The 13,954-nt window shown below is 55.5% G+C and carries 14 protein-coding genes; 9 read left to right on the top strand and 5 right to left on the bottom strand.

Annotated elements, in window-relative coordinates; genetic code table 11:
• Positions 1-288 precede the first annotated feature (288 nt).
• From yjfF to ytfQ, 4 genes are read right to left on the bottom strand one after another with little or no spacing between them, the layout of a single operon-like run.
• Positions 289-1,275 carry a galactofuranose ABC transporter, permease protein YjfF gene (yjfF, locus tag QMZ65_RS24840; protein ID WP_038647220.1) on the bottom strand — a complete coding sequence of 329 codons (987 nt, stop codon included), beginning with the start codon at positions 1,273-1,275 and terminating at the stop codon, positions 289-291.
• Positions 1,272-2,288 carry a galactofuranose ABC transporter, ATP-binding protein YtfT gene (gene ytfT, locus QMZ65_RS24835; RefSeq protein WP_058962433.1) on the bottom strand — a complete coding sequence of 339 codons (1,017 nt, stop codon included), beginning with the start codon at positions 2,286-2,288 and terminating at the stop codon, positions 1,272-1,274. The genes yjfF and ytfT overlap by 4 nt, the downstream gene beginning before the upstream one ends.
• Positions 2,281-3,801 (bottom strand): galactofuranose ABC transporter, ATP-binding protein YtfR, encoded by a 1,521-nt coding sequence (gene ytfR, locus QMZ65_RS24830; protein ID WP_034827399.1) that lies wholly within the window; start codon positions 3,799-3,801, stop codon positions 2,281-2,283. The genes ytfT and ytfR overlap by 8 nt, the downstream gene beginning before the upstream one ends.
• 56 nt (positions 3,802-3,857) lie before the next feature.
• On the bottom strand, positions 3,858-4,814 hold the full coding sequence (gene ytfQ / locus QMZ65_RS24825; protein ID WP_160867209.1) for a galactofuranose ABC transporter, galactofuranose-binding protein YtfQ: 957 nt from the start codon (positions 4,812-4,814) through the stop codon (positions 3,858-3,860).
• Between the two features lie 675 nt (positions 4,815-5,489).
• Between ytfQ and ydgT the strand changes: the two genes are divergently transcribed.
• The 9 genes from ydgT (at position 5,490) to nth (ending at position 13,132) form a co-directional block, all read left to right on the top strand.
• Positions 5,490-5,705: a transcription modulator YdgT gene (gene ydgT / locus QMZ65_RS24820; protein WP_034827409.1), complete on the top strand. Its 216-nt coding sequence runs from the start codon at positions 5,490-5,492 to the stop codon at positions 5,703-5,705.
• A gap of 101 nt (positions 5,706-5,806) precedes the next feature.
• Positions 5,807-6,250: a DUF2569 domain-containing protein gene (locus QMZ65_RS24815; RefSeq protein WP_034827411.1), complete on the top strand. Its 444-nt coding sequence runs from the start codon at positions 5,807-5,809 to the stop codon at positions 6,248-6,250.
• A gap of 123 nt (positions 6,251-6,373) precedes the next feature.
• Entirely contained in the window at positions 6,374-6,955 is a 582-nt protein-coding gene (gene rsxA / locus QMZ65_RS24810) for an electron transport complex subunit RsxA (protein ID WP_034827413.1), read from the top strand.
• Positions 6,955-7,533: an electron transport complex subunit RsxB gene (gene rsxB / locus QMZ65_RS24805; RefSeq protein WP_034827415.1), complete on the top strand. Its 579-nt coding sequence runs from the start codon at positions 6,955-6,957 to the stop codon at positions 7,531-7,533. Before rsxA ends, rsxB begins: the two co-directional genes overlap by 1 nt.
• On the top strand, positions 7,526-10,111 hold the full coding sequence (gene rsxC, locus QMZ65_RS24800; RefSeq protein ID WP_283216917.1) for an electron transport complex subunit RsxC: 2,586 nt from the start codon (positions 7,526-7,528) through the stop codon (positions 10,109-10,111). The genes rsxB and rsxC overlap by 8 nt, the downstream gene beginning before the upstream one ends.
• A complete protein-coding gene (rsxD, locus tag QMZ65_RS24795; protein ID WP_097119806.1) occupies positions 10,112-11,170 on the top strand; it encodes an electron transport complex subunit RsxD in 1,059 nt (352 codons plus the stop codon).
• A gap of 2 nt (positions 11,171-11,172) precedes the next feature.
• Positions 11,173-11,805, top strand: a complete 633-nt coding sequence (gene rsxG, locus QMZ65_RS24790; protein ID WP_166931562.1) for an electron transport complex subunit RsxG — start codon at positions 11,173-11,175, stop codon at positions 11,803-11,805.
• On the top strand, positions 11,802-12,503 hold the full coding sequence (locus tag QMZ65_RS24785; RefSeq protein ID WP_097119808.1) for an electron transport complex subunit E: 702 nt from the start codon (positions 11,802-11,804) through the stop codon (positions 12,501-12,503). The genes rsxG and QMZ65_RS24785 overlap by 4 nt, the downstream gene beginning before the upstream one ends.
• Complete coding sequence (nth, locus tag QMZ65_RS24780) at positions 12,500-13,132, top strand: endonuclease III (RefSeq protein ID WP_160832845.1); 633 nt, start codon at positions 12,500-12,502, stop codon at positions 13,130-13,132. Before QMZ65_RS24785 ends, nth begins: the two co-directional genes overlap by 4 nt.
• A 108-nt stretch (positions 13,133-13,240) precedes the next feature.
• On the opposite strand, the gene QMZ65_RS24775 is transcribed toward nth, so the two are convergent.
• Positions 13,241-13,954 (bottom strand): type VI secretion IcmF C-terminal domain-containing protein (locus tag QMZ65_RS24775; RefSeq protein ID WP_283216916.1); only part of this gene is annotated, 714 nt, incomplete at its 5' end.

The following is a 13,954-nucleotide window of genomic DNA, read 5'->3' as shown; positions in this document are numbered from 1 at the left end:
GTGGCTAAAAACGCGCGGTTCAGTCGACAAAGGTGGGCGTTGCGTAAAGTCGGCGTGAATACATCCCTGTAGCCTCGTACGCCGCATCCCTGCGGCGTACGCTTTACTCCACTGCCCACCTTTGTCTCCTTTATGCAGGTTCGTTGCATTCAAAATATGAGCACCAACCCCTGCAATCCCCCCCAATATCCACAATTCTGAGCACCAAGCCTCCAACATCCTCGAATCGGCGACCCAAAACAAAAAAGGTGCGCCAATTTGCGCACCTCTTGAACATCCCACTCACGATTACGAAGTTAAACGCTTAACCGGCGCATTCTTCTGACGATCCCACATCACGGTCAGCAGGCGCTGCAGTGCGATAAACGCGAACAACAGAATACCGATGGCGATCTTCGTCCACCACGAACTCAGGGTGCCATCGAAGTTAATCCATGTCTGAATCAGCCCCTGGATCAACACCCCAAACAACGTGCCGAGCACCGTGCCCACGCCACCGGACAACAAGGTGCCGCCAATAACCACAGAGGCAATCGCGTCCAATTCCACGCCCAACCCTGCCAGGGCGTAGCCTGCTGAGGTATAGATCGAGAACACAATCCCCGCCAGTGTCGCCAGGGTGGTGGAAAGCATATAAATCTTGATGGTGGTGGCGCGCGTCGAAACGCCCATCAACTGCGCTGATGTCAGATTGCCGCCAATCGCATACACCTGATTACCAAAACGCGTGCGATGCGCGAGGATGATCCCGCCAATGACCACCACCAGCATAATCACTGCCAGCAAACTAAGGCGCCCGCCCCCGGGGATCTTCCACGCCAGGCTAGACAGTGTGGAATAGAGCGGATGATCAATGGGAATCGAATTCTCCGACACCAGATAGCTACAGCCGCGCAGGAAAAACATCCCCGCCAGGGTAATAATAAAGGCCGGGATCTTCAGCGCATCGATAAGCCAGCCCATCATGGCGCCAAACAGTGCTCCCATCGCCAGCACAATCGCGAAGGCAAGAATCGGATCGACGTGATAATCACCGATAATTTTCGCCAAAAATACACCGCTAAAGGCGATAACGGCCCCCACTGACAGATCGATACCGCCTGACAAAATCACAAATGTCATGCCCACGGCGATAATGCCGAGAAACGCGTTATCGGTCAGGATATTGCAGATCACACGAGTCGAGGCAAAGCCAGGGAACTGACTCAGGCAGAACAGATAACCGGCGACAAACACCAGCAGCGTAATCATCAATGGCAGATGGCGTTTAATCATTTTGGACGTCTCCCTTTCAGCATGGCGATAAAGCGCGGCGATTGCAGCAACAGCACGCACATCACCACCACCGCTTTCACCACCTGATTCAGCTCCGGCGGGAAGCCAGACAGCAAAATACCGGTGTTCATCGACTGAATAATCAGCGCGCCAACCAGCGACAACACCAGATTAAAACGCCCGCCCATCAACGATGCACCGCCAATCACCACGGCGAGAATGGCATCCAACTCCAGCCATAGACCGGCGTTGTTAGCATCGGCGCCACGTATATCGGCTGCCACGATCAGGCCCGCGACTGCCGCACACACGCCGCTAATGGCATAAGTGGACATCACTACTAACCAGCCATTAACACCAGCATTACGTGCGGCGCGCAGGTTAATCCCCACCGCTTCGATAAACAGGCCCAGCGCGGTTTTGCGCGTCAGCAGCCACACTAACAGTGCCACCAGTAGCGTTATCCACACCGGAACCGGCAGCATCCACAGCGAGCCGCTGCCAAACCAGCCGAGGCTGTCGCTGTTAAAGGTCACAATTTGACCCTGGGTAATCAGCTGAGCGATACCGCGCCCGGCCACCATCAAAATCAACGTGGCCACAAACGGCTGAATCTTCAGGAGGGCGACCAGCACGCCGTTCCACAAGCCACAGGCCAGACCGGTGCCGAGTGTGGCGAGAATAATAAAACTCAGGCTGTGTCCCGCAACGGTCAGGGTGGCCGCCGTCGCCCCCGCAATCGCCATCACCGCGCCGACCGACAAATCAATCCCGCCAGTGGCAATCACCAGCGTCATACCGACCGCCAGTAAGGCGACGGGTGCAGCGCGGTTGAGGATATCAATCGGGCTGCCGAACAGGCGGCCGTCCTGAATATGCACGGCAAAAAAATTGTTGGCGACCAGGCTATCCACCAACAGCACCAGAATCAGCGCGACGATTTGCGGCATGCCTGGCGGTAACTTCGGCTTACGCCGTTCAGGTTTTGGATGTGTCATAGGGGATTCAAGCATGTTGTGCTCCTCCATCGGCGATGGCATTGACGATCGACGCCACCGACAGCTGCTCCAGCGGGATTTCAGCCACCTGCTTCAAATCACGCATGATCAACACGCGGTCGGCATAGCCCACCAGCTCTTCGAGTTCAGAGGAGATAACCAGTAACGCCAGTCCATCGGCGCACAGGGTTTCAATCAAACGAATGATCTCGGCATGTGCACCGACGTCAATGCCGCGCGTCGGTTCGTCGAGAATTAAGAATTGCGGCTTCGTCACCAGCCAGCGTGACAGCAGCACCTTCTGCTGATTACCGCCGGAGAGTAATTCCACCGGCTGATCGGCATGTGGCGTGCGAATTCCCAGGCTTTTGATAAAGCGATCGGCGATGGCCTGCTGCTCACGCCGTTTAATCGGTCGCAGCCAGCCGCGTTGGGCCTGTAGCGCCAGAATAATATTCTCGCGCACCGATGCAGCGCCGATAATACCGTCGGTTTTACGATCTTCCGGGCAGAACCCCATGCCCAGATGGGAGGCTTTGGCCGGTGTCCGGATGTGCTGCACTTTGCCTTTGATGGTGGCAGTACCCCGATCCGCACGACGGATACCAAACAGCACTTCGGCGGTTTCCGTGCGCCCCGATCCCAGTAATCCCGCTAAGCCCACCACTTCTCCCGGACGCACCTCCAGGTCGAAAGGCTCAATGGTGCCCTTCTTGCCGTAGTCTTTGAATGACACCACCGGTTGGTTGCTTTTCAGCGTGCTGCCCTGACGCTGCAAGGCAGTTTCCAGTAACTCGCGCCCCAGCATCAGTTTGATCAATTCGATTTGCGGCAGCGATGCCGTATCACGCGTGGCTATAAACTGGCCATTGCGCAAAACGGTAATACGATCGGTGATGCGGTACACCTGGTCGAGAAAATGAGTCACAAAAATCAGGCTCATCCCTTTGGCTTTCAGTTGCGCCATCAGGGTGAATAGCATTTCCACTTCGCTGGCATCGAGGCTGGCGGTGGGTTCATCGAGGATTAACACCTGTGCGGAGAGATCCACGGCGCGGCAAATCGCAATGATTTGCTGCATCGCCACCGAGTAATGGCCCAGGGGACGCGTCACGTCGAGCGCAAAACCGTAGTTGCGCATCAGTGCATCGGCATCGCGCACCATACGCTTGCGGTCGATCATGCCAAAGCGGCGCGGCTCACGGCCGATGTAGAGATTGTCTGCCACCGACATATTCGGCAGGAGGTTCACCTCCTGATAGACCGTGCCGATGCCCATTTGCTGTGCATCGGCGGTATTGTGCGGTGAAATGGCAGTGCCATTCAGGGTGATGGTGCCTGCATCACGGGTGTACACGCCGGTCAGCACTTTAATTAACGTGGATTTCCCGGCGCCGTTTTCGCCCAGCAGCGCCATGATCTCGCCTTTGCGAATGCTGAATGAGACATTATCCAGCGCTTTCACGCCGGGGAAACCTTTGCTGATACCGTTGAGAGTCAGGAGTGCGGATGCATCTGCGGTGCTCATCAGGTTCTACCTCGCCTTACGTCATGAAAAACCGCCCCGAAGGGCGGTTGCGGGGATCAGTAACCCATGCCTTTTTTGGTGTCGAGCTGTGCCTGCGCGGAGTCTGGCAGATACAGTTTCGATTCGGTTTTGATGATTTTTGGTGGCATCGTGCCGTCTTTTTTGAATTTCTCCAGCGCATCGAATGCCGGACCCGCCATGTTTGGCGTCAGCTCGACATTGGCATTGGCCTCACCCGCCAGCATCGCTTTATAGATATCCGGTACGCCGTCGATAGAACCGGTCAAAATATCTTTGCCTGGCTTCAGACCCGCTTCTTTAATGGCCTGAATGGCGCCGATCGCCATATCATCGTTGTGCGCATACACCATGCAAATGTTCTTGCCGTTGTTTTCCGCTTTGATAAAGCTCTCCATCACCTCTTTACCTTTACTACGGGTAAAGTCGCCGGACTGCGAGCGGATCACTTTGATGTTGTTGTGGCCCGCGATGGCTTCGGCGAAGCCTTTTTTGCGGTCGATGGCTACGCTGGCACCCACGGTGCCTTGTAACTCAACCACATTACACTTCTTATCGCCGACCGTTTTCACCAGCCAGTCACCGATCAACTTGCCTTCCAGCACGTTGTCTGCGGTCACCACCGCCATGTACAGCGACTTATCTTTCACCACGATAGCGCGGTCTAACAGGAACACCGGGATTTTGGCGTCTTTGGCTTCTTCCAGCACCGGTTCCCAACCGGTTTGTACTACCGGGGCGATGAAGATGGCGTCAACGCCCTGCGCGATAAACGAGCGCACCGCTTTGATTTGGTTTTCCTGCTTCTGCTGACCATCGGCGATTTTCAACGTGATACCGCGCTTTTGCGCTTCGCTTTTCGCCACGTTGGTTTCTGCTGAACGCCAGCCAGACTCCGAGCCAACCTGTGAGAAGCCCACCGTCATGTCAGCGGCAAGTACCGAAGCACTGAGTGCTGAACTGACCATGGCGGTTAAGAGTAAACGTTTCCACATAATTTCATTCCTCTGAAGGGAGTGTGCTGTAGGGGTACAAAACGCAGATTAAGCCTGGCGCAAAAGCGAGAAAACAAGCGCGACATGCCTCACAAAATAGAATGAATTAAAGGAGTTACGAAATTATGCATATAAGAAGTCATACTAGCCATATGGACAATTTGCCTGATATTTATTTCAGTGTCGGTTAAATAAATGTAATAAACAGAATCGGTTAGGATGGTGGCTACTGGAAGCGATTACAGACGCTGCGTAAAGAATGGTTATCGACTGCGGGCACAAGCAATGATCAGTTTTGTGATTATTCGCACACTACATGATTTACAGTTTCAAAGCGTGTAGATGCCATTTCTTAACTGTTCGACATAAATCGCCCTAATAAACGTCTTATATGAATGAAAGTCAGTGCACTAAGCCTGATAAAAAATGACAACTTTCATTTGCGTTGAAGGTGTGAGCTTTTTTCACATTATGCCGTCTGTCAGGGTTGAATTTGTCTCAATCCCGTCTGGAAATGCGCGTTTAAAACGGCAAAATGAAGAAAAAATGTCTTTTGATGAGCGAATTAGCTCACGTTGTCTGATTTTTGAATTTTTTTAACGCTGGCGTATGGACTCTGTCAGTGTGCTCCCTATACTTGGGCACTTCCGAGCACTTTATTTTTAAATGGCAATCATGACTGCGCTAGATTACCTGCTGAAATTCCGCAAAGTGAATAATCTCGATAGTCTGGAAAAACTCTACGACCATCTTAATTATTCGCTGACCGATGACAATGACATCATCAATATGTATCGCGCTGCCGATCATCGTCGTGCTGAACTTGTTTCCGGCGGCCGCCTTTATGATATGGGCCGCGTGCCGAAATCAGTCTGGCGCTACGTAATGTAATGGGTTTTCCCCGCCTTTTTCTGCACTATTGCGTTGTCCATGTCGGGCGTGCCCCGTTTGGACATACAACGCCTTCTTAATTTCGCTACAGGATCCGCAAGATGACCGAATCGGTAAACCCGCCGCGTATTGCTGGCTGGCTGTTGTTGCCGCTAGCCTGGTTGATTATGACGATGCTGACCAGTGCACTGGTGGTGGCCATGTATCTGAGCCCGTTGTTTGATACAGAATTGCGTACCACGTTGTTCACTCATGCCAGCCAATTGTTCACGCAATGGGCGATTTCCCTGCTCACCGCAGGCGTGGTTTGGGTCTACAGTATCTGGGTTTGCTGGATGTTCTGTAAACGTTCGCGCCGTCTACCGCGTCATTACATCCTGTGGTTGCTGATGACGGTGTTACTGGCGTTGAAAACGTTCGCGTTCACCCCGGTGGCGGATAACAAAGCCATTCAAACGCTGTTGTTGTCACTGCTGGCGGCGGCGGTCTTTGTGCCCTACTTCAAACGTTCTCAACGTGTGAAAGAGACGTTTATCCAGCCATAACGGCGCGAGTTTCGTCAGGAATTTAATTCTGCGTGCTCTCAACATCCACAGATTTTGTGTAGAGGTTGAGATGCACCTCTCAATTCCGGATAATAGACGCCTTTCGGCTTCCCAGGTTAAAAAATGACCGATTACTTACTTCTCTTTATTGGCACCGTGCTGGTGAATAACTTCGTGTTAGTGAAGTTTCTCGGCCTATGCCCCTTTATGGGCGTGTCAAAAAAATTGGAAACGGCCATTGGTATGGGACTCGCCACCACTTTCGTGATCACCCTGGCGTCGATTTGCGCCTGGCTGGTGAACCATCTGATTCTGGTGCCGCTCGATCTGGTGTACCTGCGAACCCTGGCGTATATCCTGGTGATCGCCGTGGTGGTGCAATTCACCGAAATGGTGGTGCGCAAAACCAGTCCGTCACTCTATCGCTTGCTGGGTATCTTCCTGCCGCTCATTACCACTAACTGTGCGGTGCTGGGTGTTCCCCTGCTGAGTGTCAATCTTAACCACACCTTTATGCAGGCCGCGGTTTATGGCTTCAGTGCTTCGCTTGGCTTCTCGCTGGTGATGGTGCTGTTCGCTGGCATGCGTGAACGCCTGGTGTTAGCCAATGTCCCCGCGCCGTTTAAGGGCAACTCGATTGCATTGGTCACCGCAGGTTTGATGGCGCTGGCCTTTATGGGCTTTACCGGGTTGGTGAAATTCTAATGACCGCGATTTGGATTGCTATTGTGGCTATTGCTGCGCTGGGCCTGGTTTTTGGCGCCCTGCTCGGTTACGCCTCGCGCCGATTCGAGGTGGAAGAAGATCCGATCGTTGAACAGATCGACAGTATTCTGCCGCAGAGTCAGTGCGGCCAATGTGGTTATCCCGGCTGCCGCCCGTACGCCGATGCCGTGGGTAATAACGGTGAAGCCATTAATAAATGCGCCCCCGGTGGCGAGCAAACCATGCTCAAGCTGGCCGCGCTGCTCAACGTTGAACCGCAACCGCTGGATGGCGGTGAAGAAGTGCAGGAACCGATCCGCACCGTGGCCTGGATTGATGAAGCCAACTGCATTGGCTGCACCAAATGTATTCAGGCTTGCCCGGTAGATGCGATTGTCGGTGCTACCCGTGCCATGCATACCGTGCTGAGCGATGTCTGTACCGGCTGTGATTTGTGTGTTGCTCCCTGCCCGACCGACTGTATTGAAATGCGTCCGGTTGCCACGACCACGGCCAACTGGAAATGGGATCTCGAAACCATTCCTGTACGGGTGATCCCGGTAGAAACTCATGCTTAATTTGTTAAAACTATTCCGCAAAGAGAAGCTGTGGGATTTTCAGGGCGGCATTCATCCGCCGGAAATGAAAACACAGTCTAACGGCACGCCGTTAAGCCAGTTACCGCTGCCTGAACAATTCATCATTCCGTTAAAACAGCATATCGGCCATGAAGGCGAGATTTGCGTCTCACCGGGCGATCACGTCTTGCGTGGTCAGCCGCTGACGTTTGGCAGCGGTCGCATGCTGCCGGTGCACGCACCAACCTCCGGCACCATCGAAGCGATTGCGCCACATATGACCGCGCACCCTTCGGGTCTTTCCGAACTGTGCATTTTCCTGCGCGCCGATGGTGAAGATCGCTGGACCACGCTCGATCCGCAACCTGACTTCCGTTCGCTTACTCGTGAAGATGTCGTCAAGCGCATCCATGAGGCAGGCGTCGCCGGTTTGGGGGGGGCAGGCTTCCCGACCGCCACCAAGCTACGTGGCGGATTGCGCGGCGTCAAAACCCTGATTATCAATGCCGCAGAGTGCGAACCTTACATCACCGCCGATGATCGTCTGATGCAGGACTGCGCGGCTGAAGTGCTGGAAGGTTGTCGTATCCTCGCCTGGGTATTGCAGGCTGAGCGTGTGCTGATTGGCATCGAAGATAACAAACCCGAAGCGATTGCAGCGCTGAAGCAGGCTTTGGGTGGTGACCGCGAGTTGCAACTGCGTGTCATCCCCACCAAATACCCTTCTGGCGGTGCTAAACAACTGACCCAGATTCTTACTGGCGTTGAAGTGCCGCACGGCGGTCGTTCGACCGATATTGGCGTGCTGATGCAAAACGTCGGTACGGCCTGGGCGGTAAAACGCGCCATTATCGATGGCGAGCCAATTACCGAACGCGTCGTTACCCTGACCGGCGAAGCCATTGCGCAGCCGCGTAACGTTTGGGGACGCCTGGGTACGCCAGTTAGCCATCTGTTACATCATGTGGGTTTCGCACCGGGTTCGCGTCAGATGGTGATCATGGGCGGCCCGCTAATGGGTTTTACGCTGCCGTCACTGAATGTGCCGCTGGTTAAAATCTCCAACTGCATTCTGGCACCTTCTGCCAGTGAAATGGGCAATAACGAAAAAGAACAGTCTTGTATTCGTTGCAGTGCCTGTGCGGATGCCTGCCCGGCGAAACTGCTGCCTCAGCAGCTGTTCTGGTACAGCCAGGGCGGCGATCATGAGAAGGCGCGCGCTCACAATATCGATGACTGCATTGAGTGCGGTGCCTGTGCGTACGTCTGCCCAAGTAATATTCCGCTGGTGCAATATTATCGCCAGGAGAAGGCAGAGCTGCGCGCTATCGATCTCGAAGCGAAGCGCACCGCCGAAGCTAAAGCGCGCTTTGAAGCGCGTCAGGCGCGTTTAGAGCGGGAAAAACTGGCGCGTGAAGCGCGTCATGAAGAAGCTAAACAGCGTGTGGCACGTAGCGATCAGGGTGAACGTGACGCGGCGATTGCTCGCGTTAAGGCGCGTGCCGCCAAAACACCGGAACAGGAAACTGCCGAACGTGAGGCTCGCCATGCCCAGGCGTTAGCTCAGCAGGCGGAAAAACAGTCTGAAACGCAGGCGCTGAGTCGCCAGTCTGGCGATCCGCGTAAAGCCGCGGTGGAAGCGGCCATTGCACGTGCTAAGGCGAAGAAGTCTGGTGTGGCGGTTGGCGAACAACCGTCTGAAGCTGCTGGTGTTGCACCCGCCGCTGAGGCTGATCCACGTAAAGCTGCGGTTGAAGCCGCCATTGCGCGCGCCAAAGCGAAGAAAGACGCTGCGGCGGCTAGCGAACAAAATCCTGAAACTGCTGATGCAGCCCCGGTCGCTGAAGTTGATCCGCGTAAAGCGGCGGTTGAAGCCGCCATTGCGCGCGCTAAAGCTAAGAAAGCCGCTGCGGCGGCTGGTGAACAAGCGCCTGAACCTGCTGATGTCACTCCTGCCGCTGAGGTCGATCCTCGCAAAGCCGCGGTTGAAGCCGCTATTGCCCGTGCTAAAGCCAAGAAAGCCGCTGCGGCTGGCGAACAAGCGCCTGCATCTGCTGATGCAGCCCCGGCTGCAGAAGTTGATCCGCGTAAAGCGGCGGTTGAAGCCGCCATTGCGCGCGCTAAAGCGAAGAAAGCTGCGGCGGCTTCTGGTGAACAAGTGTCTGAGCTTGCTGACGCAGCACCTGCCGCTGAAGTTGATCCGCGTAAAGCAGCGGTTGAGGCCGCCATTACTCGAGCTAAGGCGAAGAAAGCGGCTGCGGCTGCGGCGGCTGAGCAGATTTCTGAACCTGCTGACGAACCACACGCACCTGAGCCTTCTGATGCAGCACCTGCCGCTGAAGTCGATCCGCGCAAAGCTGCGGTGGAAGCGGCCATTGCGCGCGCTAAAGCGAAGAAAGCTGCGGCGGCTGCCGAGCAAGCTTCTGCGTCTGTTGAAGCCGCACCTGAATCATCTTCTGAAGTGGAGGCTGCTGCCTCTCCTGACTCCGCCGACCCACGCAAAGCGGCCATTGCCGCCGCGGTCGCCCGTGCCAAAGCGCGTAAAGCGCAGCAGCAGCCTTCGACGACTGAGGATTAAATGGCTTTTCGTATCGCAAGTTCCCCTTATACCCACAACCGCCGCAGCACCGGCAACATCATGCTGCTGGTGGTACTGGCTGCGCTGCCGGGTATGGCCGCGCAGTGGTATTTCTTTGGCGTGGGTTTTCTGATTCAGGTATTGCTCGCCACCGCCACTGCGTGGATCACCGAAGGCGCCATTTTGCGTCTGCGCAAAACACCAGTGGTTCCGACTCTCTCGGATAACTCCGCCCTGCTCACCGCGCTGCTGCTCGGCATCAGTCTGCCGCCGCTGGCGCCCTGGTGGCTGGTGGTCATTGGTACCATGTTTGCCATTGTTATCGCGAAACAACTGTATGGCGGCCTGGGTCAAAACCCCTTCAACCCAGCGATGGTCGGTTATGTGGTCTTACTGATCTCCTTCCCGGTGCAGATGACCAGCTGGTTGCCGCCGGATACATTGCAGGCAATCAAACCCGGCCTGCTGGATTCCCTCAGCATGATCTTCACCAATCACACGTTGGCCGGTGAAACCATGCAGCAGTTGCAGCTCGGGGTGGATGGCATCAGCCAGGCCACGCCGCTGGATACCTTTAAAACCGGCTTGCGGGCCGGGCACAGTGCTGAGCAGTTACTGTCTGAGCCGATTTATACCGGCGTGCTGGCGGGATTAGGCTGGCAGTGGATCAACCTCGGTTACCTGCTGGGCGGTATGCTGCTGCTGGCAAAAAATGCCATTCGCTGGCACATACCCGTCAGTTTCCTCGTGTCGCTGGCCTTCTGCGCCACCCTTGGCTGGTTGTTTTCACCGGAATCGCTGAACTCGCCGCTGATTCATTTGTTCTCCGGCGCGACCATGCTCGGCGCATTCTTTATCGCCACCGATCCGGTCACCGCCTCGACCACTAACCGTGGTCGCCTGGTTTATGGAGCACTGATTGGTTTGCTGGTGTGGCTGATTCGCAGCTTTGGCGGATATCCGGACGGTGTGGCCTTCGCGGTTCTGTTGGCGAACATTTGCGTGCCGCTGATTGATTACTACACCCAGCCGCGCGTTTACGGCCATCGCAAGGATTAATGATGTTCGATGCTATTCGTAAAAATGCCGTGACGCTGGCGGCGTTTGCAGTGATCACCACCGGCGTCACTGCGGTGGTGAACTATGTCACCAAGCCGACGGTGGAACATCAGACGGCACTTCAGCAAAAAAACCTGCTCGATCAGGTGGTGCCCACCGAGATGTATGACAACCACATTCAGCAAGAGTGTTTCCTGGTGACGGATGCAGCGGCATTAGGCAATAACCAGCCGCATCATCTCTATCTGGCGCGTAAAGGTGATAAACCCGTCGCGGCGGCGCTTGAGACTACCGCGCCAGACGGCTATTCTGGTGCGATTCAGATGCTGGTCGGTGCCGATTTTCACGGCAAAGTATTAGGTGTCCGGGTAGTGGAACACCATGAAACGCCTGGACTGGGCGACAAGATTGAACTGCGCATTTCCGACTGGATCAACAGCTTTAACGGCAAAGTGGTGCACGGTGCCGACGACAAGAACTTTGCGGTGAAAAAAGACGGTGGTGAATTTGATCAATTTACCGGCGCGACCATTACCCCGCGCGCAGTGGTGAATGCCACTAAACGTACCGCATTACTGATTGAAACGTTGCCAGCGAAGCTCTCTTCGCTGCCCGAATGTGGAGATGCACCATGAGTGAAGCAAAATCCCTGCTGGTTGGCGGCCTGTGGAAGAACAACTCCGCCTTGGTGCAACTGCTGGGCTTGTGCCCGCTGCTGGCCGTGACCTCAACCGCCACTAACGCCCTCGGCCTTGGCCTGGCCACCACGCTGGTGTTGACCATCACCAACAGCGCTATCTCCGCCTCGCGTCGTTGGGTGCCGGCGGAAATCCGTATCCCTATTTACGTGATGATCATCGCTTCGGTCGTGAGCTGTGTGCAGATGCTGATCAATGCTTACGCTTACGGCCTGTATCAATCATTGGGTATCTTCATTCCCCTGATCGTGACCAACTGTATTGTGGTGGGTCGTGCGGAAGCGGTGGCTTCTAAGAGCAGTATTCCGCTGTCGGCGCTGGATGGTTTTGCCATTGGCATGGGCGCGACCTGCGCGATGGTGACGCTAGGTTCGATTCGTGAATTGATCGGTAGCGGCACCCTGTTTAACGGTGCTGACCAACTGCTGGGCCCCTGGGCCAAAGCGCTGCGCATTGAAGTGTTCCATTTCGATTCACCGATGTTGCTGGCGATGCTGCCGCCTGGAGCTTTTATTGGCTTAGGCATGCTGCTGGCCGGTAAATATCTGATCGATCAGAAAATGAAGCAACGAGCCGCCCTGCGCGCTGCTGAACCTGAAGCCGCGCCACAAGGTGAAACCGGGAAGGCCGTGTGAACAAGGAAAAGCGACTGCAAATTCTCACGCGCCTTCGTGATGACAATCCGCATCCCACCACGGAGCTGTACTTCAGTTCGCCGTTTGAACTGCTGATTGCGGTGCTGCTGTCCGCGCAGGCCACGGATGTCAGCGTGAATAAAGCCACGGCGAAGATGTATCCGGTGGCAAACACCCCCGCCGCCATTTTGGCTTTGGGTGTTGATGGCGTGAAAGAGTTCATCAAGACCATCGGCCTGTTTAACAGCAAGGCAGAGAATGTGATTAAAACCTGCCGCATTCTCATCGAGCAGCACGGTGGTGAAGTTCCGGAGGACCGTGCGGCATTAGAAGCCCTGCCCGGCGTCGGACGCAAGACCGCCAATGTGGTGCTGAATACCGCCTTTGGCTGGCCGACCATTGCCGTGGATACGCATATCTTCCGCGTCAGCAATCGCACCCGCTTCGCGCCCGGCAAGAACGTCGAAGAAGTCGAAGATAAACTGATTAAAGTGGTGCCATCTGCCTTTAAAGTCGATTGCCACCATTGGTTAATCTTGCACGGCCGCTATACCTGCGTGGCACGTAAACCGCGCTGTGGCTCCTGCCTGATCGAAGATTTGTGTGAGTTCGACGCTAAAGAGCCTTAGTGTCCGCCAGGGGCTTCAGCCACGGCTCCCACAGAAAGACTGACTCCGTCGCCAGCGCGCGAAGATGGTTCTCATCCGCACCGCAGGCGTTAATCAGGGATTGCAGGGTCATGAGTTTTCCTCGCTGACAAAGGTTTCATCCGGCACGTCCGGGGTGTCACTGATAATGAATATGTCGGCCGGGAGCGTGAAGTTGCGCAGCTTCAGCAGCGCCAGCGGCCCCTCACCCGCTTCTGTTCGCAGAATGTAGTTTAGCGGGCGGCCGTCGGGAGCCTGCCAGGTGAGTCGCCAGCTGCTGCGGATGCCCGGATTGGCGCTGACCTGAGCCTTATCCAGCAGGCGAATCAGGCCCCAGCTGCCCGGCATGTCACCATACTGGCGGGTGCCGGCCTTCGTGCTTATCCAGCTTAGCGACGCGCCCGGCGCTTCGGTGTCAGCAGGCCAGGTGAAGCGCTTCCACACCGGCTGCTGATTCATGTAGGTGAGCTTCTGACTGTCGATAATCAGGTCAGTCTGCATCACGTCTGCAGCCGTGCCAGGACGCAGCTCAAAGTGCAGCCCGGCCTCTCCGCGGGTGAACACCACGTCAGAAATCCGGCTCAGTTGGTTCATCGCTTTCAGGAATGCGGGATTGAATGTCAGTCCCTGGGCGTTGATGCTGTCCGGTACCCAGCGGGTGCCTTCGCGGTGCAGCACACCGCTCAGGCGCGACTGCAGGAAGCGGGTGATGCGACCGTTGTCCGCATTCAGATATTTCGCCAGCAGCGGCAGTGACACCTCACTGCTGACATTTTTAAACGGATAGCGGCCGCCAAACGCGCT

Origin of the sequence: Pantoea sp. EABMAA-21, from assembly GCF_030053335.1 — a bacterium.
Lineage (GTDB): Bacteria > Pseudomonadota > Gammaproteobacteria > Enterobacterales > Enterobacteriaceae > Pantoea > Pantoea communis.
Note: the sequence above shows the minus strand (reverse complement) of the source record. Positions and strands in the feature narration are given on the sequence as shown.

Excerpts from the sequence above, each read along its gene's own strand:
- rsxA (WP_034827413.1), top strand. The coding sequence starts at position 6,374 with ATGACCGATTACTTACTTCTCTTTATTGGCACCGTGCTGGTGAATAAC.
- ytfT (WP_058962433.1), bottom strand. The coding sequence starts at position 2,288 with ATGCTTGAATCCCCTATGACACATCCAAAACCTGAACGGCGTAAGCCG.
- rsxG (WP_166931562.1), top strand. The coding sequence starts at position 11,173 with ATGTTCGATGCTATTCGTAAAAATGCCGTGACGCTGGCGGCGTTTGCA.
- ydgT (WP_034827409.1), top strand. The coding sequence starts at position 5,490 with ATGACTGCGCTAGATTACCTGCTGAAATTCCGCAAAGTGAATAATCTC.
- ytfQ (WP_160867209.1), bottom strand. The coding sequence starts at position 4,814 with ATGTGGAAACGTTTACTCTTAACCGCCATGGTCAGTTCAGCACTCAGT.
- rsxB (WP_034827415.1), top strand. The coding sequence starts at position 6,955 with ATGACCGCGATTTGGATTGCTATTGTGGCTATTGCTGCGCTGGGCCTG.
- rsxC (WP_283216917.1), top strand. The coding sequence starts at position 7,526 with ATGCTTAATTTGTTAAAACTATTCCGCAAAGAGAAGCTGTGGGATTTT.
- yjfF (WP_038647220.1), bottom strand. The coding sequence starts at position 1,275 with ATGATTAAACGCCATCTGCCATTGATGATTACGCTGCTGGTGTTTGTC.
- QMZ65_RS24815 (WP_034827411.1), top strand. The coding sequence starts at position 5,807 with ATGACCGAATCGGTAAACCCGCCGCGTATTGCTGGCTGGCTGTTGTTG.
- rsxD (WP_097119806.1), top strand. The coding sequence starts at position 10,112 with ATGGCTTTTCGTATCGCAAGTTCCCCTTATACCCACAACCGCCGCAGC.
- ytfR (WP_034827399.1), bottom strand. The coding sequence starts at position 3,801 with ATGAGCACCGCAGATGCATCCGCACTCCTGACTCTCAACGGTATCAGC.
- QMZ65_RS24785 (WP_097119808.1), top strand. The coding sequence starts at position 11,802 with ATGAGTGAAGCAAAATCCCTGCTGGTTGGCGGCCTGTGGAAGAACAAC.